At 67.5% G+C, this 21,634-nt stretch carries 22 protein-coding genes and 1 pseudogene; 10 read left to right on the forward strand and 13 right to left on the reverse strand.

Features of this window, described 5'->3' with window-relative positions; genetic code table 11:
- From AB0J40_RS28640 to AB0J40_RS28655, 4 genes are all read right to left on the reverse strand, one after another.
- The coding region (locus tag AB0J40_RS28640; RefSeq protein ID WP_364458537.1) for an ATP-binding cassette domain-containing protein at positions 1-290 on the reverse strand (290 nt) is incomplete at its 3' end.
- Positions 291-342: 52 nt separating this feature from the next.
- Positions 343-1,614, reverse strand: a complete 1,272-nt coding sequence (locus AB0J40_RS28645; protein WP_364458540.1) for a cytochrome P450 — start codon at positions 1,612-1,614, stop codon at positions 343-345.
- Positions 1,615-1,630: 16 nt separating this feature from the next.
- Positions 1,631-2,041, reverse strand: a complete 411-nt coding sequence (locus AB0J40_RS28650; RefSeq protein WP_364458543.1) for an SCP2 sterol-binding domain-containing protein — start codon at positions 2,039-2,041, stop codon at positions 1,631-1,633.
- 59 nt (positions 2,042-2,100) lie between these two features.
- Positions 2,101-2,889: a coniferyl-alcohol dehydrogenase gene (locus AB0J40_RS28655; protein WP_364458546.1), complete on the reverse strand. Its 789-nt coding sequence runs from the start codon at positions 2,887-2,889 to the stop codon at positions 2,101-2,103.
- A gap of 511 nt (positions 2,890-3,400) precedes the next feature.
- Here AB0J40_RS28655 and AB0J40_RS28660 point away from each other — a divergent pair.
- The gene (locus tag AB0J40_RS28660) at positions 3,401-3,961 is read left to right on the forward strand and encodes a TetR/AcrR family transcriptional regulator (protein WP_364458549.1); all 561 of its coding nucleotides are present in this window, start codon (positions 3,401-3,403) and stop codon (positions 3,959-3,961) included.
- A 22-nt stretch (positions 3,962-3,983) separates the two neighbouring features.
- Here the strand turns inward: AB0J40_RS28660 and AB0J40_RS28665 are convergent, their stop codons facing one another.
- The 7 genes and pseudogenes from AB0J40_RS28665 to AB0J40_RS28695 form a co-directional block, all read right to left on the reverse strand.
- Positions 3,984-4,841, reverse strand: a complete 858-nt coding sequence (locus AB0J40_RS28665) for an SDR family NAD(P)-dependent oxidoreductase (RefSeq protein WP_364458551.1) — start codon at positions 4,839-4,841, stop codon at positions 3,984-3,986.
- 78 nt (positions 4,842-4,919) lie between these two features.
- Complete coding sequence (locus AB0J40_RS28670) at positions 4,920-5,201, reverse strand: hypothetical protein (protein ID WP_364458554.1); 282 nt, start codon at positions 5,199-5,201, stop codon at positions 4,920-4,922.
- 7 nt (positions 5,202-5,208) lie between these two features.
- Positions 5,209-5,676 (reverse strand): annotated as a pseudogene (locus AB0J40_RS28675) (enoyl-CoA hydratase/isomerase family protein); the annotation flags it as partial.
- A gap of 34 nt (positions 5,677-5,710) precedes the next feature.
- Positions 5,711-6,472 (reverse strand): enoyl-CoA hydratase/isomerase family protein, encoded by a 762-nt coding sequence (locus tag AB0J40_RS28680; RefSeq protein ID WP_364458557.1) that lies wholly within the window; start codon positions 6,470-6,472, stop codon positions 5,711-5,713.
- 30 nt (positions 6,473-6,502) lie between these two features.
- Positions 6,503-8,113, reverse strand: coding sequence for an AMP-binding protein (locus AB0J40_RS28685; protein WP_364458560.1), 1,611 nt, complete (start codon positions 8,111-8,113; stop codon positions 6,503-6,505).
- 148 nt (positions 8,114-8,261) lie between these two features.
- Entirely contained in the window at positions 8,262-9,053 is a 792-nt protein-coding gene (locus tag AB0J40_RS28690) for an enoyl-CoA hydratase/isomerase family protein (RefSeq protein ID WP_364458563.1), read from the reverse strand.
- A gap of 34 nt (positions 9,054-9,087) precedes the next feature.
- The gene (locus tag AB0J40_RS28695; RefSeq protein ID WP_364458566.1) at positions 9,088-10,257 is read right to left on the reverse strand and encodes a helix-turn-helix domain-containing protein; all 1,170 of its coding nucleotides are present in this window, start codon (positions 10,255-10,257) and stop codon (positions 9,088-9,090) included.
- Between the two features lie 121 nt (positions 10,258-10,378).
- Here AB0J40_RS28695 and AB0J40_RS28700 point away from each other — a divergent pair, with 121 nt between their 5' ends.
- Genes AB0J40_RS28700 through AB0J40_RS28725 form a run of 6 tightly spaced genes read left to right on the forward strand, consistent with a single transcriptional unit; the run spans position 10,379 to position 17,120 of the window.
- Positions 10,379-11,608: an acetyl-CoA C-acetyltransferase gene (locus AB0J40_RS28700; RefSeq protein WP_364458569.1), complete on the forward strand. Its 1,230-nt coding sequence runs from the start codon at positions 10,379-10,381 to the stop codon at positions 11,606-11,608.
- A 34-nt stretch (positions 11,609-11,642) separates the two neighbouring features.
- Complete coding sequence (locus AB0J40_RS28705; protein WP_364458572.1) at positions 11,643-13,814, forward strand: 3-hydroxyacyl-CoA dehydrogenase NAD-binding domain-containing protein; 2,172 nt, start codon at positions 11,643-11,645, stop codon at positions 13,812-13,814.
- Positions 13,811-14,671: an NAD(P)-dependent oxidoreductase gene (locus AB0J40_RS28710; protein WP_364458575.1), complete on the forward strand. Its 861-nt coding sequence runs from the start codon at positions 13,811-13,813 to the stop codon at positions 14,669-14,671. Before AB0J40_RS28705 ends, AB0J40_RS28710 begins: the two co-directional genes overlap by 4 nt.
- Positions 14,668-15,822 (forward strand): acyl-CoA dehydrogenase family protein, encoded by a 1,155-nt coding sequence (locus AB0J40_RS28715; RefSeq protein ID WP_364458578.1) that lies wholly within the window; start codon positions 14,668-14,670, stop codon positions 15,820-15,822. Before AB0J40_RS28710 ends, AB0J40_RS28715 begins: the two co-directional genes overlap by 4 nt.
- A gap of 22 nt (positions 15,823-15,844) precedes the next feature.
- Positions 15,845-16,639 (forward strand): enoyl-CoA hydratase-related protein, encoded by a 795-nt coding sequence (locus tag AB0J40_RS28720; RefSeq protein ID WP_364458581.1) that lies wholly within the window; start codon positions 15,845-15,847, stop codon positions 16,637-16,639.
- Positions 16,632-17,120, forward strand: a complete 489-nt coding sequence (locus AB0J40_RS28725) for a nuclear transport factor 2 family protein (protein ID WP_364458584.1) — start codon at positions 16,632-16,634, stop codon at positions 17,118-17,120. The genes AB0J40_RS28720 and AB0J40_RS28725 overlap by 8 nt, the downstream gene beginning before the upstream one ends.
- A 282-nt stretch (positions 17,121-17,402) precedes the next feature.
- On the opposite strand, the gene AB0J40_RS28730 is transcribed toward AB0J40_RS28725, so the two are convergent.
- Together AB0J40_RS28730 and AB0J40_RS28735 are read right to left on the reverse strand one after the other, a co-directional pair.
- Entirely contained in the window at positions 17,403-18,188 is a 786-nt protein-coding gene (locus AB0J40_RS28730) for an ABC transporter permease (protein ID WP_364458587.1), read from the reverse strand.
- Positions 18,188-18,967 (reverse strand): ABC transporter permease subunit, encoded by a 780-nt coding sequence (locus tag AB0J40_RS28735; RefSeq protein WP_364458590.1) that lies wholly within the window; start codon positions 18,965-18,967, stop codon positions 18,188-18,190. Before AB0J40_RS28735 ends, AB0J40_RS28730 begins: the two co-directional genes overlap by 1 nt.
- A 168-nt stretch (positions 18,968-19,135) precedes the next feature.
- On the opposite strand from AB0J40_RS28735, the gene AB0J40_RS28740 reads away from it, so the two are divergent.
- The 3 genes from AB0J40_RS28740 (at position 19,136) to AB0J40_RS28750 (ending at position 21,625) form a co-directional block, all read left to right on the forward strand.
- Positions 19,136-19,690 carry a TetR-like C-terminal domain-containing protein gene (locus tag AB0J40_RS28740; RefSeq protein WP_364458593.1) on the forward strand — a complete coding sequence of 185 codons (555 nt, stop codon included), beginning with the start codon at positions 19,136-19,138 and terminating at the stop codon, positions 19,688-19,690.
- A 43-nt stretch (positions 19,691-19,733) separates the two neighbouring features.
- Positions 19,734-20,681, forward strand: coding sequence for an alpha/beta hydrolase (locus AB0J40_RS28745; RefSeq protein WP_364459223.1), 948 nt, complete (start codon positions 19,734-19,736; stop codon positions 20,679-20,681).
- A 113-nt stretch (positions 20,682-20,794) separates the two neighbouring features.
- The gene (locus tag AB0J40_RS28750; RefSeq protein ID WP_364458596.1) at positions 20,795-21,625 is read left to right on the forward strand and encodes an oxidoreductase; all 831 of its coding nucleotides are present in this window, start codon (positions 20,795-20,797) and stop codon (positions 21,623-21,625) included.
- Positions 21,626-21,634 lie beyond the last annotated feature (9 nt).

Here is a 21,634-nt window from a genome sequence, read left to right on the forward strand (position 1 = left end):
TTCATCGAGCCGAACAGCGCGCCGTCCTGGAAGAGGACGCCGAAGAGCTTCCGGATCTCGTAGAGCTTGTGCTCGGAGCAGGTGACGATGTCGACACCGTTGATCACGCACCGGCCGCGGTCGGGCTTGAGCAGCCCGATCATGGACTTGAGGAACACCGACTTGCCGGTTCCCGACGGTCCGAGCATCGCCGAAACCTCGCCCGGAGGGAGCGTCAACGTGACGTCCCGCCAGATCGTCTGACGTCCGAAGGACTTGGTCAGACCTTCGATGACCACCTCGGCACCCATGACACCTCCTTGTGCGGTACCGGGCCGGCGCCCACGACGGCGCCGGCGGGACTCAACGTTGTGGCGTGAAAACGCACCGCTGCCGCTTGATCCCGTTGATGAACGTGCTCGTCAGGTATTCGGGTTCACCGTCGGCCCGGATGTCGGGCAGGCGCGTCAACAGCTCCGAGAAGATCGCCTTGAGCTGTGTCTTCGCCAGGTGGTTACCGAGGCAGTAGTGCGGGCCGCGCCCGCCGAAGGCGACGTGGTTGCGGTTGTCCCTGGCCAGGTCGAACGCCCCCGGGTTCGGAAACACCCGGTCGTCCCGGTTACCGGAGCTGTAGAACATCACGACCTTGTCCCCGGGCTCGATGACCTGACCTGACAGCTCGAACCGCTCGAGAGCGGTGCGACGGAAGGTCATCACCGGGGTCGCCCAGCGGACGAACTCGTCGACCGCGGCATCGATCCGCTCGTCGAAGTCCGCGGCGAGGTACGCACGCTGGTCCGGGAATCGGGTGAGGGCTCGAAGCGTCTGGGTGGTGGTCTGCTTCGTCGTGTCGTTGCCGGCGACGCACAACAGCACGAAGAACGAGCGGATCTCGTCGTCGGTGAGGGCGACACCATCGACTTCCGCCTGGACCAGTGCCGTCATCAGGTCGTCCGCGGGCTTCGCCCGCCTGGCGTCGATGACGTCCTGGCAGACGCCGTGCAGTGTCACGATCCCGTTGAGCATGGCGGTGGCGGCGTCCATTTCGCCGGTGACGTCCTCGTCGTCCCAGGAGACCATGAGATTCGCCGCGTCGGTGACCGCCTCGCGCTGGTCCTCCGGGATGCCGATCATCTCGGAGATCGTCCACATCGGAAGCCGGGCGGACACCGCGGACACGAACTCGACCTCGCCCAGCGGGGCGATGGCATCGACGATCTTGCGTGCCTGCTCCGCGATCTGGTCCTGGATCAGCGCGATCCTTTTGGGGGTGAAGGTGGAGCTGATCACGCGCCGGACCTTTCCGTGGCGCGGCGAATCCATCGTGAGGATGGACGTCGCCATCTCGAGGATCTCGTCCGGCACGTCCTCGAAGGTCACGCCGCCGGAACCCGATGAGAAGACATCGGCATTCCGGCTGACCGTGACGATGTCTTCGTTGCGGACCACGGCCCAGTAGCCGGTCTCCCCCTCGTTCACCTCGCCCATCAACGGGCTGGTGATCGGCCGCTGCCACGAGACCGGCCGTTCGTCACGCAGCCGGGCGAACACTGCCTCCCGTTCGTCGGCGGACTTCGCCCAGAAGGCCATGTCCGACAGATCGATCGTGTCGTAATCGCGTTTCGTCGCGGTCATCGATGCCCTCCGCAGATCAGGCGACGACGAGGTCGTCACGGTTGTCGGCCTTGAGCATCGCCACGTAAACCGGGTAAAGGTCCTTCGCGATCGGCGCCAGCTTCAACAGCTGTGCCGCGGATCCACCGACCTTGAGTTTCCCCTTGGCCATCGCCAGTGGCAGGCTGACTTTGCCCTGCCAGTAGCGGTTCGCGGTGTCGGACGACATGGACAGCACGGCGTCGGCGTCGATTTTCGCGTCGTCGCCGGTCAGCACTCGCCGCTCGCCGAGCTCGACGGTGACGACCGAGTCGGGGTCCGTGAAGTTCATCCGCAGCGACATGCCGGTCGCAGCGAGCTTCGGCCCGATGCTGTCGTCGGTGAACGCCTTCTCGAAAATGCCACCGATGTACTTGTTGACTTCTTCCACAGAGGTGAATCCGGGCATGACGAGTACTCCTTCAAGACAGATCTGTTGGACGAACCGAAGGGGTGACGGCAGTGGCCTCAGATCTCCGGTGCGGGGATCAGGCCCGAGACGACCGCGCCACCGATTCCACCGTCGGCGCCGATGTTGACGCCGTTGAGCCATCCCGCGTCCCTGGATGCCAGGAAGACCACCGCCGGCGCGATGTCCGCCGGCGTCGCGTGGCGGCCCACCAGATCCCGGACGCCGTCGAGGTTTTCCTTGCCCATCGTGGCTTCGAAGTCGGTCAGGATCGGTGTCTCGACCGGGCCGGGGCTGACCGCGTTGATCCGGAGCTGCCTCTCGGCGAGCGCCAGCCCCATCGTCATCACGTAGACGGTCGCGACTTCCTTCGAGAAGTTGTACGCGTTCCCGGCGATCGGGTTGCGGTCGAGCCACTCCAAGCCCGCGGCGAAGTCATCGGTGGCGAGGAAGTCCCGGATCGAGTCGACCCGCTGTGGCCAGCCGAACCCGGCCATCGACGCGACCACGACGATCGCGCCACCGGGGTTCAGACGGTCGAAGAACTGCTCGGTCAAGTGCCGGAGCCCCAGGAAGTTCACCTTCATCACCAGCCCCGCCGGTGCCGTACCGGGAACTCCGGCGACGTTGCACAGGACGTCCCAGCCGGATCCGAGCTCGCCGACCGCCCGGTCGATACTTGCCGGATCAGCGAGATCGCACTCGATGAACCGGTCGACGGGTTCAGCCGGAGCCTTGAGGTCCAAAGCCGTCACGGAGGCACCACCGGCGAGCAACTGTCGGGCCACCTCTTCGCCGATTCCCGATGCCGCCCCGGTCACCACGCAGCGCAAGCCCCGCACATCCATCACACAATCCGTTCTCTCGGCGGCTTTCGGGCGCGCCGACGACACGGACGTGCACCGGCGCACCTCTGACGGACTCGGTTCACCAACGAAGATCAGCTGTCCACGTTGGACCGTTCGTCCGCTTGACCTGGCGACTCCGTGACCGGTGTCACCAACGCGACGAACTTTAACATAAAATAGATTCTAGGCAAGGTTGCGACGCTGCACCCTTCCTTCGAGACGCCGGGATGCAGCCCGCAAGCCAGCGACGCCGAGGACCACGAACCCGCCGAACACCAGGCAGAACTCACAATCTCCACTGCTCAAACAGCTATCAAGAGTGTCACCCGTATGGGTGACACTCTTGCACGGAAGATCCGTAGGGGACCCGGCGATCGCCGGACATCCGCGACCATCGAGCACTGATCAGGCGCTCCAACATAATCTGGATTATGTTGGCAGGTCGGATGAGCTATCCTGACCGAACGGTCAAGTGGAAGCGGCGGGGGACACCTTGCAGACAGGAGCGGCAGTGCCGACGTTGGTCACGCGTCAGCAGTACTTCGAGGGCGCCATCGAGATCCTTTCTTCGCAGGGCGCCGGCGGATTGCAGGTCACGAAGCTGTGCAAGGTCGTCGGAGCTTCCACGGGATCGTTCTACAACTACTTTCGCAACTGGAAGGATTTTGTCGACCAGTTCCTGAAGAACTGGCGGCAAGAGCTCACCAAGCAGCTCATCGAGGCTGCCGAACTGGTCGACGAGCCGGCCGAACGGTTCCGGAAGCTGACGATGATCGCCATGACGGTTCCCCACGAGGCCGAAGCTGCGATCCGCGCGTGGAGCAAGTTCGATTCCGCCGTCGAAGCTGTCCAGCGCGAAGTCGACGAACTACGGCTCGGCCTCATCCGGCGAGCCGTGCTGAACGCCTCGCCCGGGGACCCGGAGGCCGATCGGCTCGCGACGTTGGGATACGCCATCGTGGTCGGCGTCCAGCAGTTGCAGGCACCGATCGACCTCGAGGACCTCAAGTGGTCTCTCGAACGCTACGTCGAGATTGTGCTGGCTCGGTCCGGAATTTCCTCCGAGGGATGAACGGGAGGGCACGATCAGCTGGTCACGACGACAGGACGCCCGCACCCCACCGGTCCGGATGGGCGGATTCCATGACCTCCGGTGTGAGTGCGCGAGCGAATTCGCCGGGCGTCCACCCGCTGGTGTGCTCGACAGTGGACACCGCCCGTGGGTGCGACCAGACCGACAGCACCGTGCCGTCGAACGACAGCACCTGGCCTCGGATGTCGCGCGCACCCTCGCCGGCGAGATAGACGACGATCGGCGCGACCGACTCCGGCGGCGGGAACTCGAGCTGATGCGCGACTGCGCCGTCGAACACGGCGGTCATGTCTGTGCGAGCTACTGGCGCAAGCACGTTGGACCGCACGCCGAACCTCGCCAGCTCGAGATCTATCACTCGGTTGAGCCCCACGATGCCCGCCTTCGCCGCCGCGTAGTTCCCCTGCCCGAACATGCCGAACAAGCCTGCACCCGAGGAGATGTTGACGATGCGACCGCCGGTCGAGCGCATGACCTTGGCCGCAGCGGACACGCACGACCAGGTTCCCCGCAGGTGGACGGCGACGACTTCGTCGAACGCTTCCGGGGTCATCTTGAGCAGCGAGTGGTCCCGCGTCAGCCCGGCGTTGTTGACGAGCAACCCGATCGAGCCGAACTCCCCTACGCACGTCTCGATCAAGTCCTGGCAGAAGCTGTGATCGGCGACCGAGCCGACCGCGGTCACAGCGGTGCCGCCCGCCTTCCTGATCGCGTCCGCCGTCTCCTGCACCGGGCCGGGCCGAGTCCCGTTCACCACCACCCGGGCGCCGGCTTCCGCGAGCGCCAGGGCGAAGGCCCGGCCCAGCCCCCGCGAGGAACCAGTGACGACTGCCGGCAGCCCGTCGAGGTCGATGTTCATCCTGTTCCCTTCATCCGAACGCCGGCCGGCCTCATTCAGCGAGGCGAACACGGGTACCGCTGTCCGGTGCCGTACCGATCAATCCGGGAGCACCGCCTGCCGGATACAGGCTGCCTGGCCCAGCCCGGCGAGCCGAAGGCTTCGGTTCCGGTCTCGCTCGTCCACAGCGGCCTTGACGTAGCCGATCCCCGCGCGGGGAGTACGCGCAACCTGCTCCGCGTACTCGGAGGCGGCCGCGAGCACTTCCGGCCCAGGATGGTCGCTCAGAGCGAGTCCCCAAGCGACCGCTTCGGCTCCACTGAACTCCCTGCCACTGAGGATCAGGTCGAGTGCGCGTTCGCGGCCTACCAGTCGTGGCAACGCGAACGTCGCCCCCCATGTCCGGAATCAGCCCGTAGCGTACCTCGCGAAGAGCGAGCCGGGCGTCGGTCGCGACGATGCGCAGATCGCACGCAAGCGCGAGCTGGCAACCCGCTCCGAATGCCACTCCGGTGACGGCGGCGATGACCAGGAACGGCGCATCGGCCATCCACCGGAAAGCCTCCTGGGCGACCGCGATGTCCGCCATCATCGGATCGGGGTCCCCGGGAGGATGGGCGGCGAGCCGCCGGATGAAGCCGTCCGGCCGGCGCATCTCGTCCAGATCGATGCCGGAACTGAAGGAGCCGCCTTCCCCGGACACGACGACGCACCGCACCTCCGGATCCGAGGAAAGCTCCCGACCGGCGGCCGCGAGCTCGGCCCACATGAGCGGTGTCTGCGCGTTGTGCCGCGCAGGCCGGCTCAAGCGAAGCTGCCGGACGGGGCCGGCCCCGTCGACGCGGATCTGCGGCATGACGTACCCCTCTCCGAGCTCGCGGCGAACCCTCTTACTTCTTCTTGATCCGGCGATACGCTTCGTTGATCCGCGCGACGATGTCCGGGTGCCAGATCACCTCGCGGTACGCCAGCGTCTCATAAGTCAGCGCGCTGACCGGATCCAGCGCGGGCGACGTACGCGCCATCTCCTTGTTGTTCACCGCCGACTTCACCGTCGTCTCGGCAATCGAGGAGGCGAGTGCGGTCGCGACATCGATGACCTCACCGGCCGGCGCCAACCGGTCGATCAGGCCGATCCGCAGTGCCTCGGCGGCATCGATGCGATCGCCCGAGAAGGTCAGCAGCTTCGCCTGGCTCAACCCCACGATCCGCCACAGCGGCGAAAAATACGGCGTGAGGCCGAACTTGATCTGCGGGTACCCGAAGATGGCGTTCTCGCTGCCGATCCGGATGTCGGTGAACACCGCGACGTCACAGCCACCACCCAGAGCGGGACCGCCGACAGCGGCGATCGTCGGCTTGCGGTAGTCGAGCAGGGTTCCGTAGGCACGCAAGCAAGCTTCGGAATAGATCGCGCGGGTCTCGTCCGTGAAACCGGACTGCAGATCCAGGTCCAGTCCGGCGCAGAAGACGTCCTCACCGCCGGTGAGTACGACCGCGGCGACTTCGTCGTCGTACACCCAGGCATCCAGCTGGTCGCTCAGATCGGTCATCAACTCGACACTGAGTGCGTTGCGTCGCTCGAGTCGCGTGAACGTGATCGTGCCGACGCCGTTCTTGACGGTCGCCGCGATGTTTTCGTACTCGGTCATCCACCCTGTCCTTTTCGAGAAGCTGCGTTTCTACGAATTGATGTCGTCGAGCTCGGCGAGCCGATGCTTCTGGATCTTCCCCGTCACGCTTCGCGGAATTTCCCGCACGACATGCCATTGCGTGGGAATCTTCTGCCGGGCGAGCTTGGCGTGTTCGAGGTGTGCGATGAGGTACTCCGGACCGTTCCAGGTCACATCGGATTTGAGGACCAGCCAGGCCCCGACGGCCTCGCCCAGGCGTGCATCGGGGTAGGCGGTGATGGCGACCGAGTCGATGTCCGGGTGCGAGGCGATCGCGATCTCGATGTCCATCGTCGAGAACTTCTCACCACCGCGGTTGATGATGTCCTTGCTGCGCCCGGTCATCTGCACCCAGCCCGACGTGTCCACCCGGCCCACGTCACCGGGGTAGAACCACCCCTCGTCGTCGAACTGCTGCGTGTTGAGATCGGGGTCGGTGTAGCCGGAAAGCAGCTGCGGTCCTCGGATGCGCAGCTCACCGGAGGTCCCCGGCGGCAGAACTCTTCGCTCGTCGTCGACGGCCTGGATTTCCATCCCGGACAAGACCCGGCCGTCCCAATCCCGGCGCCGGGCCAACGGGTCACCGGCTGCCGCGATGGCGCAGACCCCGGCCGTCTCCGTCATGCCGTAGGCCCGGACCACCGAAATCCCCACGCCGGCCGCGCGGTCGACGAGCGCTCCGGGGATCGCCGCCCCCGCGCACGCATAGGTCGAAAGACGATGGCCGGCCGAGAGACCGCGCTCGTACCGCTCGACAAGATCGGCGACGAACAACGTGGCGCCCATCATCAGGTTCACCCGCTCCTGCTCGATGAGCGTGACCGCCTCGTCGGGCTGCCAGCCGCGCATGATCACCGACCGCCCACCCAGGAACGCCGGGAAGATCACGCCGGCGATGAAGCCTCCGAGGTGCGACAGCGGTGTCGCGGCAAGCGTGACCGTGTGCTCGCCGGCCTCGAGCGCGTCCCGGAAGTTGCGCATGTGGGCGAACAGCGCCTGGCTGGACAGCAGCGCCCCCTTGGGCGCGGAAGTCGTCCCCGAGGTGTAGAGCAGCAGCGCCGGCTCGTCCGCGGGAAGCGGCTCGGGCAGTTCGACGTCCTCGGGCCGGGCTGCCGTGACCTGGTCCCAGCCATCCCGGTTCCCGCCCACGACGTATTTCGCCCGCGGCTCTTGGCCGAGCTCGCCGAGCAGGGCGTCGATCTCTTCGGCCGGGCGGCGGCTGCTGACCTCGGCCGCCACCGCGATCGCCGCGGGCCGGCAGTCGGCCAGGATGCGGCGCAGCTCGTGCTCGCGGTAGATCGGCACAATCGGCACGTCGATCGCGCCGATCCGGAACGCCGCCACCTGCAGGACCAACGCCTCCAGGCAGTTGGACAGCTGGACGAGCACGCGGTCCCCCGGCCGTATCCCACGCCGGATCAGGTCGGCCGCGACGGCCGCGGTCCATCCCTCGAACTCGCGGTAGGTGACTCGACGCCCTTCGAAGCAGAACAGCTCTTTGTCCGGGTACCGGGCCGCCTGCGACGGCAGCAGGTCGCCGATCCGGTCATCGGTCCACAGACCGTTCGCGCGATACCCGGCATACCGGTTTTCCACAGCCGATTCTGCTGCCGTCTTCATCGACGTGCTCCCTTCGATCCGGCCGGTCCTGCCTGTCACCGCGGCCGTGTACTGCGACGAAGCTTACCTAGTTAATATTCACTAGGGAAGTGGCGCGCTGCCGTGATCTCCTGTCCCGGACGAGCGAGAACGCGGCAGCGACCCACGATCAGGGCCGCAGCCGCTCGGCGGCCCTGCTGTTTCCCGACCGCAAGGCGGCCAGTCCCGAGGCAAGGCGCCGGGTGAACAGGCCGCGCTGAATCAGGTCCGCGGTCACGCGCAGCTCGTAGGCGGTGGCACCGATGTGGTCCATGTTGCTCGCGCGCAGCGCGACCTCCTTGAGGACCGTCGTCAGTTCCGCACCGGCCTCGGCGATGTGCCGAGCCAGCCGGAGACCGCTCTCTCGGACCGTCCCGACCGGAACCACCTCGTCGACCAGGCCGACCCGGCAAGCCTCCTGGGCGTCGATCGGGTCACCGGTGAAAAGCATCCGGCGAGCCCGCTGTGCGCCCACCTTGCGCAGCATGCCGTGGTAGAAACCATTCATCGCATACTTGACCTGCGTGGACCCGAATGTCGCGTTCTCCGATGCGACGGTGATGTCGCACATGTTCGCCAAGTCCATCCCGTATCCCGGCGCCACGCCCGCCACCGCCGCCACCGTCGGCTTCCGGTAGTCGTACACCGTGGTCATCAGCTTGCACGCCAGGTCGTTGAACCGGATGAGATCGTCCCCTTCGACCTGTTCGAGGACGTCGAGCGCCCAGCCGGCGCAGAAGTAGTCCTCATTGCCGACGAGCAGGACCGCGGCGACGTCGTCGTCCTCAGTCCACCCCTCCAGCGCCGCGATGATCTCGCGGTGCAACTCCCAACCGAGCGCGTTGCGTTTCTGGGGGTGGTTCAGCTGAATCACCCCGACACCGGCGTCGACGGACGTGACCAGGTATTGGTAGACACCCATGCGGACGTGTCCTTTCTGGTTTGTTACGGCGACTTCAACTCACGTCCGCGTTCAGTACCGCGTGGACGAGTGCGTCGAGCTCCCCGGTGATCCCAGGACGGTTGTGCAGCCCGCCGACGCGAACGACGTCGTTCACGATCCCTCTGGCCGCGTGGACGAGGATCAGACTCGTACTCTCGGCAAGTTCCGGGCGGGATCGCCGAAGCGCGGCAGCCCATTCTGCGATGTCCGCCGTGAGCTCCGTTCTGATGCGACGGGCGTCCTCCGGCGGCAGGTTGACCACTTCGGTGACATAAACGCCGAAGAGTTGACGTTGCCGGACACCGAGATCGATGTAGCTGTGCACCAGGTCCGCCAGCGCGGCTCGCCCGCGGCTCCGGCCCAGTCCCCGGGCAGCCCTGCTGAACGCCTCCACGAGCAAGTCGGACTTCGTCGCGAAATGGTGATAGACGCTGGGACCGGCCAAACCGACCGCCGCCCCGATCTCGTCGAGCTTGACCGCGGCGTATCCCCGGTTGTGAAACAGCGCGATGGCCGTCTCCAGCAGCTCCTCACTGCGCGAACGGGCATAATCGTCCGGCGCGGCAACCGGCTCTGCGGCATCAATGGGCGCCGGTAGCTCCACCGTGGCCGCGGCGAGTGCGGCGGCCGCGAGAACACCCTGGTAGAACGCCGGCGAAACGCGCAACCCACTGACGGCGGGGCTCGCCAGCACCCCGAGCACCGCGACCACGAACAGCCGGACCTGCTTGTCGTCGGCATCAGGACGCTCGAGCGCCATCCTGGACGACAGCCGGGCAACCAGTCTTTCGAACCGGGTGTCCACGGCCACGCGCTCGGTCTCGTCCAGGTGACGGACCTCGCGCTGCAGCAGCGCCCACAGATCGCGCCGTTGAAGCGCGGCGCCGACCAGCCCGGACAGCAGCTCGGCGAACTCCGGTCCTGAGTTCTCCCACGCCGCCTCGACCACGTCGAGGCCTGCACCGACAGCGGCAGCCAGCAGTGCCTTCTTGTTCCGGAAATGCCGATAGAGGGCGGGAGCGGTCAAGCCGACCTCGCTTGCCACGTCGGCCAGCGAGACGTGATGGAACCCGTACCGGTGGAACCACCGCGCGGCGGTCTCCGCCAGCTGGCGGCGGCGTTGCGCGGCGTCCGGACGCAGTGCGGCGCCGGAATGCCCCTTCCGCACAGTCGTCTTGGCCACTCGAGCGCCTTTCTGTCCTCTTAGGTCCCTCGCCATCGCCGACGCTTGCCTAGTGAATATTAACTAGGCTACGGTCGCCGTCAAGCCCGCCTGGAGTGCAGACCGGAAGGAAGCGCCACTGATGACCTACTCCTCGCCGATCCCGGAAGCGTTCATCTACGACGCGATCCGAACGCCCCGCGGCCGGGGCAAGAGCACCGGGTCGCTGCACACGATCAAGCCGGTGTCCCTCGTGGTCGGACTGATCGACGAGTTGCGCGCCCGGCATCCCGGCCTCGACCCGGCCGCGATCGACGACCTCGTCCTCGGCATCGTCTCGCCCCTGGGTGACCAGGGATCGGTGCTGCCGCGGACCGCGGCCATGGCCGCCGGGCTCCCGGACAACGTCGCGGGGGTCCAGGTGAACCGGTTCTGCGGTTCCGGCCTCGAGGCGGTCAACACCGCCGCGCAGAAAGTCCGGTCCGGCTGGGACCGCCTGATCATCGCCGGCGGCGTGGAATCGATGTCACGGCTGCCCCTCGGCTCCGACGGCGGCGCCTGGATGAACGACCCCGAGACCAACTTCGCGACCTCGTTCGTCCCCCAGGGGATCAGCGCCGACCTCATCGCCACGATCGAGGGATTCACCCGCGAAACGGTGGACAGCTACGCCGAGAGGTCCCAGCGGCTCGCCGCGAGTGCCTGGTCCGGAGGCTACTTCGCCAAGTCCATCGTCCCGGTGCACGACCGCAACGGGGTTCCGGTGCTCGATCAGGACGAGCACATGCGCCCGGCGACAACGGCCGAATCGCTGGCCGGGCTCAAGCCGTCGTTCGCCAAGCTCGGCGCCCAGGGCGGGTTCGACGCCGTGGCGCTCCAGCGGTACCACTGGGTGGAGCGAATCGACCACGTCCACCACGCCGGCAACTCTTCGGGCATCGTCGACGGTGCCGCGCTGGTGCTGATCGGCGACGAGCGCTCCGGGACCGAACACGGCCTCACGCCTCGCGGCCGGGTCGTCGCCACCGCCACGTCCGGCGCCGATTCGACGATCATGCTGACCGGCCCGATCCCCGCGACCCGCAAGCTGCTCGCGCACACCGGTCTCACCGTGGCCGACATCGACCTCTTCGAGATCAACGAGGCCTTCGCCGCGGTGCCCCTGAAGTACGCCAAAGACCTCGGGATTCCGCTGGAAAAGGTCAACGTCAACGGTGGCGCCATCGCCATGGGCCACCCGCTGGGCGCGACGGGCGCCATGCTCACCGGCACGGCGCTCGACGAACTCGAGCGCCGTCAGGCACGGCGGGCGGTAGTCACGCTGTGCATCGGCGGCGGCATGGGTGTCGCGACCCTCATCGAACGCCTCTGAAGCACGCCCACCCCGAACCCCGAGGAGACATCCGATGACGAGCTACGAACACCCGATGTTCCATTGGCACAAGGACACCGACCGAGTCGTCACCGTCACCATGGACGATCCGGAACAGTCCGCCAACACGATGAACGAGCGGTTCCGCCGGGAACTTCCGGCGCTGGTGGACCACCTCCACGACGAGCGCGACACCATCGCCGGCGTGATCATCACCTCCGCGAAGAAGACGTTCTTCGCCGGTGGCGACCTCGGCATGATGATGCGAGCCACCGAGGACCAGGCGGACGAGATCACCCGGTGGCTGAACGACGTCAAGGCCGCCCTTCGGCGCTTGGAAACCCTCGGCCGCCCGGTCGTCGCCGCGATCAACGGTGCCGCCCTCGGCGGCGGCTACGAGATCGCGCTGGCTTGTCACCACCGCATCGTCCTCGATACGCCCCCGGCAACCGTCGGCCTCCCCGAGGTGACACTTGGGCTGCTGCCCGGTGGTGGCGGTACCACTCGCACGGTTCGCCTGTTCGGCCTGCAGAAGGCCCTGCAGGAGATCTTGCTGACGGGCCGGAAGTTCCGCCCCGCGGCCGCGCTGGAAAACGGGCTGGTCGATGCAGTCGCCGAAGACACGACCCAGCTGGTCTCCGCCGCGCGGGAGTGGATCGCGGCGAATCCGGAGCCCGTCCAGCCCTGGGACCGGCCCGGCCACCGGATCCCCGGCGGTACTCCGGCGAGCCCCGGCCTGGCCGCGGTGCTGCCGTCCTTGCCCGCCGTGCTGCGCAAGCAGAACAACGGTTCTCCCGCTCCCGCGCCGCACAGTGTTCTCGCGGCGGCCGTCGAGGGCTCACAGGTGGATTTCGACAACGCGCTCACCATCGAGTCGCGTTACTGCGCCGGCCTGATCTGCGGGCAGATTTCGGCGAACATCATCAAGTCGATGTTTTTCGACATGCAGGCGATCAACCGGGGCGCCAGTCGTCCGGACGGCTACCCCCCGCACCGGGCGAAGAAACTGGTCGTTCTCGGAGCAGGCATGATGGGCGCGGGCATCGCCTACGTGGCCGCCAAGTCCGGTATCCAGGTGGTCCTCAAGGACGTGACACTCGAAGCCGCCGAGCGCGGCAAGGGCTACAGCGGAAAGATCCTGGACAAGGCCGTTCACCGCGGCAGCACCAGTCCCGAACAGCGCGAAGAGATCCTGGCCCGGATCACGCCCACCACCGACCCGGCTGACGCCGCGGGCGCCGACATTCTGATCGAGGCGGTGTTCGAGGACCCGGAACTGAAGAAGAAAGTCATCGCCGAGACGGTCGAGTACCTCTCACCGGATGCACTCCTCGGTTCCAACACGTCGACGCTGCCGATCACCAGCCTCGCCGAAGGAGTCGCCCGCCCCGAAGACTTCATCGGCCTGCACTTCTTTTCCCCGGTGGACAAGATGGCTCTGCTCGAGATCGTCGTCGGGGAGAAGACCAGCGACGCCACCCTGGCCAAGGCGATCGACATCGGCCGCCAGATCGCCAAGACGCCCATCGTGGTCAACGACAGCCGCGGCTTCTTCACCAGCCGTGTGATCCTCGAGTTCGTCAACGAGGCGATCGCCATGGTGGGCGAAGGCGTGCCGGCCGCCTCGATCGAGCAGGCCGCCACGCAAGCCGGCTACCCGATCGGCGCTCTCGCGCTCGTCGACGAATTGTCGTTGACGCTCATGCGCAAGATCCGTGAGGAAACCATCGCGGGCTACCGCGCAGCCGGCATCGAGAAGCCGGCACACCCGGCGGCCGCGGTCATCGACCGGATGATCGACTCGTTCGACCGCAAGGGACGCACCGCCGGCGCCGGCTTCTACGACTACGCAGACGGGCGCAAACAGGGCCTTTGGAGCGAGCTGAAGACCTGCTTCGGCGGGACCAACACCGAAGTCCCGTTGGCCGACATGCAGGAGCGGATGCTGTTCGCGGAGGCTTTGGACACGGTCCGGTGCCTCGACGAAAACGTCCTCCGATCCGTCGCCGACGCCAACATCGGGTCGATCCTCGGCATCGGCTTCCCCGCCTGGACCGGCGGGGTCATCCAGTACATCAACCAGTACGACGGCGGCCTGCCCGGATTCGTCGCCCGCGCCCGCGAACTCGCCGGGCGCTACGGCGAGCGGTTCACGCCGCCGGAATCCCTGGTGCGCAAGGCCGAGAACGGAGAGGACTACCAGTGACCACGCAGGAGGATCTGCGCCCGCTGGCCGGGCGCACCATCGTGATGTCGGGCGGCAGCCGCGGAATCGGGCTGGCCATCGCCACCCGGGCGGCTCGTGACGGAGCCAACGTGGTGCTGCTGGCCAAGACCGACACACCCGACCCGCGGCTGCCGGGCACGGTCCACACGGCGGTCGCGGAAATCGAGGCCGCGGGCGGGAAAGGGCTCGCGGTGGTCGGTGACGTGCGCCGCGAGGACGACGTGACGAGGGCCGTGGAGGAGGCCGTTGCCACGTTCGGCGGCATCGACATCGTCGTGAACAACGCGTCGGCCATCACCCTCTCCCCCATCGGCAAGCTGCCGCTCAAGCGCTACGACCTGATGCTCGAGATCAACGCGCGCGGCACGTTCGCCCTCACCAGCGCGGCTTTGCCGCACTTGTACGAATCGGCCAACCCGCACGTGCTGACGCTCTCCCCGCCGCTCAACCCCGATCCGCTCTGGCTGCGCCGCCACGCCCCGTACACCATCAGCAAGTACGCCATGTCCATGCTGACGCTGGGCCTTTCAGGCCAGGAGCACCCGCGACCGCTCGCGGCGAACTGCCTGTGGCCGCGGACCACGATCGCGACCGCCGCCGTGCAGAACATCGTCGGAGGCGACGCGGCGATGGCGGTGTCGCGACGGCCGGAGATCATGGCGGACGCCGCACACGCGATCCTGTCCCGGAAGGCCGAAAGCTGCACCGGGAACTGCTTCATCGACGATGACGTGCTCCGCGCCGAAGGCGTGACCGACTTCGGCGCCTACCGGTACGGCGACGCCGCCGAGTCCGACCTCAAGCCCGACCTGTTCCTGCCCGGCGGTGAACTGTGAGCAGCCATTCGCGAGAGGTGTACGACGCCGACCACGAACTTTTCCGCCAAACCGTCCAGTCGTTCCTCAAGTCCGAGGTCGCGCCGTACGACGACGAGTGGGAGAAGCGCGGCCTCGTCGATCGATCCCTGTTCCGCAAGGCCGGCGAGGCCGGGCTGCTGATGTTCGCCACGCCGGAGGCCTACGGCGGTGCGGGTATCGACGACTGGCGCTTCAGCGCGATCGTGGACGAAGAATTCGGCCGCGCCGGCTACGCGTCCGCCGGCCTCTCCCTCGCACTGCAGAACGACGTCGTCGGCCCGTACATGCTGGACCTGACCGACGACGACCAGAAGGAGCGCTGGCTCCCGGGAATGACCTCGGGTGAGCTCGTCGGCGCCATCGCCATGACCGAACCGGGTACCGGCAGCGACCTGGCCGGAATCGCGACGCGCGCGGTCCGCGATGGCGACCACTACGTGCTCAACGGCTCGAAGACCTTCATCTCCAACGGACAGAACGCCGACCTCGTCGTGGTGGCGGCCCGCACGTCGGACGACAAACACCGCGGTCTCACCCTCCTCGTCGTCGAGCGTGGCATGCCGGGCTTCGAGCGGGGCCGGAACCTGGAGAAGCTGGGCCTGCACGGTCAGGACACCAGTGAGCTGCACTTCACGAACGTGCGCGTGCCGGTGGCCAACCGCCTCGGCGACGAAGGCCGGGGATTCTTCCAGCTCGTGCGCAACCTGCCCCAGGAACGGCTGTCCTTGGCGGTCACCGCGGTGTCGGCCGCGGAGGGCGTGCTCGCCCGGACCATGGAGTACGTGAAGGAACGGCAGGCGTTCGGACAGCCGATCGGCACCTTCCAGCACAGCCGCTTCCTGCTGGCCGAGCTGCACACCGAGGTGGACATCGCCCGGGTGTTCATCGACCACTGCGTGGGGCTGCACGCACGTGGTGAGCTGACCGCCGTCCAGGCCGCCAAGGCGAAGTGGTGGTCGAGCGAGCTACAGGTCCGTGTCGCCGACCGCTGCCTCCAGCTGCACGGCGGGTACGGGTACATGCGCGAATACCCGGTGAGCCGGGCCTACACCGACGCGCGAATCCAGACCATCTACGGCGGAACCACCGAGATCATGAAGGAGATCATCGGCCGGGACCTCGGTCTGTGAGGGGAACACGATGCACCCACCCGTGACTCTCGAGCTGGCCGATGGCGTCGCGCTGGTCGGCCTGTCACGAGCCGCGAAGGGCAACGCGATCGACCTTTCGCTGGCCCGTGCCCTCCGTGACGTCACCGCCGAGGTCGCCGAGACCCCCGATGTCGGTGCCGTGGTCCTCTTCGGCCATGGAGCACAGTTCTGCGTCGGCGGTGATCTGGCGACGTTCGGCCGGGCCGACGCACCGGGCAAGCTCCTCGCCGAGCTCGCCGCCACCGCACATGAAGCCATCCTGGGACTGCGCTCTCTACCGGTCCCGGTGGTTTCGGCGGTACACGGAGCCTGTGCCGGCGGCGGCATCGGTTTCGCGCTCGCGGCCGACATCGTGCTGGCGGAACGAACAGCGCGTTTCGTGGTCGCCTACACCGCCGCGGGTCTGTCACCCGACTGCGGCGTCTCCTGGGCGCTCACCCGCGTGCTCGGGCCCGCCCGGGCCAACGACCTCATCCTCACCAACCGGCAAGTGGACGGCACCGAAGCCGAACGCCTGGGTTTGGTCAGCCGGTCGGTGGAACCCGGGACTGCACGCACCGAGGCAGCCCAGCTCGCCGCTTCACTCGCGCAGGGGCCGCGTACCGCACTCGCCGCCTCCGCTCGATTGGTCCGCGACGCCGGGAACCGGTCACTGCGCGACCACCTCGACGTCGAAGCCCGGTCGATCGCCGCACTGATCGAAACGCCGGACGGGCAAGAAGGCGTCGATGCGTTCCTCGACAAGCGAGCCCCCCGATTCACCGGTCCAGAAAGGAAAAATCAAGATCATGAATGACACGAGCGTCATAGACACGGCCTTCCTGCGAAAGTTCGCCACCGACTGGCTCGCCGCGTGGAACTCGCACGACACCGAGCAGGTTCTGTCGCTTCTCCACCCCGAGATCGAGTGGGACGACACCGTGTTCTGGCCGGAGGTCATCCACGGCCGGGACGCGCTCCGCGAATACGTCGACCGGATCTGGAAGGCGATGCCCGACGTCCACTTCGACGAGATCCAGCTCTTCACCGCGCCCGAGGACGGTCGTGGGGTCGTCCTGTTCCGGCAGGAGGGCAGCGGACCGCCCAAGCTCGACCCCAGCCGGCGGTTCAGCACCTACGGCTGTGACATCTTCCTGGAGTTCACCGACGGACTGCTCTCCCGCTACCTCGGCCAGTACGAGATCACGGACATGATGCGGCAACTCGGCGCCTTGCCACCGCGCAACGGAAAGGTCGGCGGCGCCTACCTGCTCTCCCTTCTGCCGCAACGAACCTGATCCTTCTGACGCGCCCGGTGGCGCGGGGCCTGACACCCGCGCCACCCATGCTCGTAGCGGTCGCTGCCGACCGGGTACAGACGGAAGCCCCAGTTCGGGCTGGTCCCGCGGTAGGCGGCGTGACCATGGCGGCTCAGGTGGGCCAGCAGGATCGCCTGAGCAATTCGGCACAGGGTCCTCAGCGGCGGTGGTCGAAGTCCAGTCAAGAGGTAAGTTCCACCGGGATCAAACCAAAACCGTACGTGAGAACACGACCACCGCCCACGCCACGTCGGTCGGGCCTCACTCCTGCCGGTGGGCCTGTCGCAGGCCTTCGTACCAGCCCAGCACGCGGCGCACGACGAACCGGAAGGCGAGTGACAGGCAGACGCCGAGCAGTCCAACTACGATGATTCCGGTCCACATTTCGGGGATGGCGAACGTGCGCTGGAACTGGACGACGGTGAATCCGAGTCCGTTGCTGGCGGCGAACATCTCGCTGACGACCATCAGGATGATGCCGAGGGACAGGGCTTGCCGCATCCCGGTGACGATCTGCGGGCTCGCCGACCGCAGGATCAGCTTCCGGACCCGGGCCGGGCCCGTGATGCCGTAGCAGCGCGCGGTCTCGGACAGGACGGGGTCGACCGCGCGCACGCCGGCGACGGTGTTGAGCAGGATCGGCCACACGCAGCCGAACACGATGACCAGTACCTTTATCAGGTTGTCGATGCCGGCCAGCGCCACCAGCAGCGGCACAATCGCCGGGGGCGGGATGACGCGGAATATCTCGAGGATCGGTTCGGTCAGTGCGCGCAGCGCCGGGGACGACCCGATGAGCAGCCCCGCGCCGACCCCGAGCGCGACGGCTATCGCGAACCCGCCCGCCAGGCGGGCCAGGCTCGGCAGGACGTCCGTCACCAGTCGTGAACCGCTACCTCCTGCCACCCAGGTGTCGGGAAAGGCACCCGCGATCCGGCTCAGCGGCGGGAAGTAGAGGCTCTGGCTCGACGCGCTCGCGAACCACCAGATCACGAGCAGCACGACCGGCAGCGCGATGATCTGTCCGAAGCGGACAAGACGGCGCATCACGTGACTGCCTCCCCGCGCACCGAGACGTGCCAACGCAGCATCCGCCGTTCGACGGCCCGCGCGCCCACGTTGACCACCAGGCCGAAGAAGCCGGTGACGAGGATCAGCCCGTAGGCCAGCGCGGTGGCTCCGCCGCTCTGCGCGGCGGCGATCTGCTGGCCGAGCCCGGGGCTGCCGATCACCAGCTCGGCGGTGATCGCGAGGATCAGCGCGACACTCGCGGCCAGCCGCACCCCGGTCACGACGTAGGGCTGCGCGGTCGGCCAGAGCACGTACCGGATCCGCGCCCACCGGCCGAGCCCGTAACTGCGCGCGGTCTGCTCGGCGATCGGGTCGACGTCGCCGACGCCGTAGAGGGTCTGGACGAGCACCTGCCAGAACGCGGCGTAGACGATCAGCACCAGCGCCGATCCGAGCGGGGTCCCGAACAGCAGCACCACAAGGGGGACGAGGGCCACCGACGGGATGGGCCGCAGGAACTCGATCGTCGACGCCGTCACCCGGCGCAGCACCGGGACCGAGCCGATGAGCACGCCCACCGTGGCGCCGGCGGCGACGGCGACGGCGACGACGAGACCGAGCGCCCACTGCTCGAGCGTGTCCGCCACCGCCTGCCAGAACCCGGTCGTGCCGAGTTCGCCCGTCAGCGCGGAGAGAATCGCCGACAGCGGCGGGAGCACGTCCGGCGGCAACCGCAGCACCCTCGGCGTCGCCTTCAGCAGGGCCGCGAACCCCAGAACTCCGGCGCGGGGCAGCCGGACAGCGTGGCCGGTCATCCGTCACTCCCCCGTGCCGGGTCGGCAAGACATCCGGAACGTCCGATGTGGCCGGTTCGCGGCCTGTGCTCGACCGAGTAGAGTGTTCTCACCTGTAATCTAAGTGACAAGTGCGAAAGAGGAGTGGTGACTCTGCGGAGCGAACCGTCACAGAAACAGGATCCCCGGGTGCGACGATCCCGGGCAGCCCTGTTCGCCGCCGCGGTGCAGCTGGTCACCGAGCGGCAGACCACCGCGATTTCGGTCTCGGACCTCGCCGACGCCGCGGACATGAGCCGCCGGGTCGTGTACCAGCAGTTCCAGGACAGGGACACGCTGCTGCTCGAGGCTGCCCTCGACCTGCTGCGCCGCGAACACCTGGACGGATCCCGGACCGATGACGGCGACACGCCGGACTCGCGGGCGGCGAGCGTGCTCGGGTTGGCCGCACACTTCGCCCAGCACCAGACGTTCTACCGCACGATGCTGACCGGGACGTGCGCCTATGCGTTCAACAAAGAGCTGTGCGGCCTCTTCGCACCCTTCAACCGGCAGATCGTCCTGCAGCGCCATGGCCCCGACCTGGCTCCCGAGATCGTCGACGACCTCACCGACTTCCTGACCGGCGGCGTCGCCGCCATCGTCCACACCTGGATCGTCGACGGGACCGCCCCGCTCGACCCCGCGGACCTGACCACACGCCTGGCCCGGCTGCTGCCGCTCGTCGCCGGCGCAGCCGGCTGAGCCACCCGGATTCGACTACTCGGAGGACGCTTTGACCACGACTGTGCACAAGGGACTCGCGTACGCGCCGGCCGACCCCAGCGGGAACCAGGGGCACCTGCTCGACCTCTACCTGCCGGAATCCTCCCGGCCGACCCCGCTCGTGATCTGGTCGCACGGGTCGGGGTGGCTGTCCGAGAATGGCCGCGACGGCGTGGACATCGTGGCACAGCACCTGAACCCCGCCGGGTTCGCCGTGGCCGGCGTGGCGATCCGATCGAGTTCGGCGACGCAGTTCCCCGGCCAGCTCCACGACATCAAGTCCGCCATCCGCTGGCTGCGGACAGAGGCCCGAAAGTACAATGTGGACGCTGCACACATCGGGATCATGGGTGAGTCATCCGGCGGCTGGGCAGCCGCGATGGCGGGCGTCACCGGTGACGTGCCCGCCCTCGAAGGAAACGTCGGTGTACACGGCCCGTCCAGTGCCGTGCAGGCCGTGGTGGCGTTCTACCCACCGACCGACTTCCTGCAGATGGACGCGCACATGCCCGACGGTGGCGTGCCGTTCAACCGGGTGTTCGGCCTCACCGAAGGCCACAACGACCCGCAGTCACCCGAATCACGGCTCCTCGGCGCCCCGATCCGGGATTACCCGCACCGGGTCGCCGAAGCCAACCCGATCACCTACGTGCGGCCATCAGCTCCGCCCTTCCTGATCCTGCACGGCCAGCAGGACGAGTTCGTCCCACACCACCAGGGACGACTTCTCTATGACGCGCTGTCCAAGGAAGGCACCCGAGCCTCCTTCGTCTCCTACCCCCACGCAGGGCACGGAACGTGGCGCCCGATGCTCGAGGACGCCGCTATTCGGCAGGACGCCTCGATCATGTCCACTCACGACGGTCAGCCACGCCCCTGCCGGCCGTCCTGGGACACGATCATCGCGTTCCTCAACGAGCATCTGCGAGCACCCTCGGCGGACGACCTCGTACCGGGCCGCGCGAGGTAGCCCGGACGCGGCCAGGCCGTCGCGACTTGCGGTAGGAAACCGATCGGTTTACGGTGGTGGAACCGATCAGTTTCCCGACGTCCTTGGAGTGCGTGATGGCGACGAACCGGCCAGTGGCCCTCGTGACAGGCGGGTCATCCGGCATCGGGAAGGCGGCCGCGCTCGCGCTGGTCGCCCGGGGTTTCGACGTCGTCGCGACGAGCCGTGACACTTCGCGTGTCACCCCGCTCGACGGCGTGACGTTCGTCGACCTCGACGTGGCTCACGACGCGGAGGTCACGGCCGCGGTCGACCAGGTGATCGAGCGGTTCGGGCGGATCGACGTCCTCGTCAACAACGCCGGAATCGGCTCGCTGGGTGCGGCCGAGGAAACGTCCGTCGCACAGGCCCAGGGTGTCTTCGACGTCAACGTCTTCGGGGTCATGCGCATGGTGCGGGCGGTCCTGCCGCACATGCGCGCCCGGGGTCGTGGCCGCATCATCAACGTCTCGTCCGTCCAGGGGTTCATCCCCGCGCCCTACATGGCCGTCTACGGCGCCTCCAAGCACGCGATCGAGGGCTACTCGGAGTCCCTGGACCACGAGGTCCGCGAGTACGGCGTCCGAGTGCTGCTCGTCGAACCCGCCTACACCAGAACCGGATTCGAGGCCGGCAGCGGGCGGGCCGACACGCCCCTGCCGGTCTACGCGGCGCAGCGGGAGCTCTTCGATGGTGTGCTGACGGCGGCGTTCAAGGACGGCGACGACCCCGCCGTCGTCGCGAAGGTGATCGTCGCGGCGGCGACCGACCCGAAGCCGAAGCCGCGTTACACCGCCGGCCCCTTGGCCGGCCGGGTGCGGATCCTGCGTCGTTCCGGCCTCGGCCTTCGACAAGCAGATCCGCAAGCTCAACCGGCTGGGCGGCTGACGCCCGTCCCCCGAACCCGATCCATCTCGACCGGATAGAGGACTTAC

It is taken from the genome of Amycolatopsis sp. NPDC049691 (assembly GCF_040675005.1).
GTDB lineage: Bacteria > Actinomycetota > Actinomycetes > Mycobacteriales > Pseudonocardiaceae > Amycolatopsis.

Bases quoted from the DNA above. Each gene is read 5' to 3' on its own strand.
- AB0J40_RS28655 (WP_364458546.1), bottom strand. From the start codon at position 2,889: ATGGATGTGCGGGGCTTGCGCTGCGTGGTGACCGGGGCGGCATCGGGA.
- AB0J40_RS28725 (WP_364458584.1), top strand. From the start codon at position 16,632: ATGAATGACACGAGCGTCATAGACACGGCCTTCCTGCGAAAGTTCGCC.
- AB0J40_RS28645 (WP_364458540.1), bottom strand. From the start codon at position 1,614: ATGACCGCGACGAAACGCGATTACGACACGATCGATCTGTCGGACATG.
- AB0J40_RS28685 (WP_364458560.1), bottom strand. From the start codon at position 8,113: ATGAAGACGGCAGCAGAATCGGCTGTGGAAAACCGGTATGCCGGGTAT.
- AB0J40_RS28680 (WP_364458557.1), bottom strand. From the start codon at position 6,472: ATGACCGAGTACGAAAACATCGCGGCGACCGTCAAGAACGGCGTCGGC.
- AB0J40_RS28650 (WP_364458543.1), bottom strand. From the start codon at position 2,041: ATGCCCGGATTCACCTCTGTGGAAGAAGTCAACAAGTACATCGGTGGC.
- AB0J40_RS28735 (WP_364458590.1), bottom strand. From the start codon at position 18,967: ATGACCGGCCACGCTGTCCGGCTGCCCCGCGCCGGAGTTCTGGGGTTC.
- AB0J40_RS28730 (WP_364458587.1), bottom strand. From the start codon at position 18,188: ATGCGCCGTCTTGTCCGCTTCGGACAGATCATCGCGCTGCCGGTCGTG.
- AB0J40_RS28705 (WP_364458572.1), top strand. From the start codon at position 11,643: ATGACGAGCTACGAACACCCGATGTTCCATTGGCACAAGGACACCGAC.
- AB0J40_RS28665 (WP_364458551.1), bottom strand. From the start codon at position 4,841: ATGAACATCGACCTCGACGGGCTGCCGGCAGTCGTCACTGGTTCCTCG.
- AB0J40_RS28690 (WP_364458563.1), bottom strand. From the start codon at position 9,053: ATGGGTGTCTACCAATACCTGGTCACGTCCGTCGACGCCGGTGTCGGG.
- AB0J40_RS28700 (WP_364458569.1), top strand. From the start codon at position 10,379: ATGACCTACTCCTCGCCGATCCCGGAAGCGTTCATCTACGACGCGATC.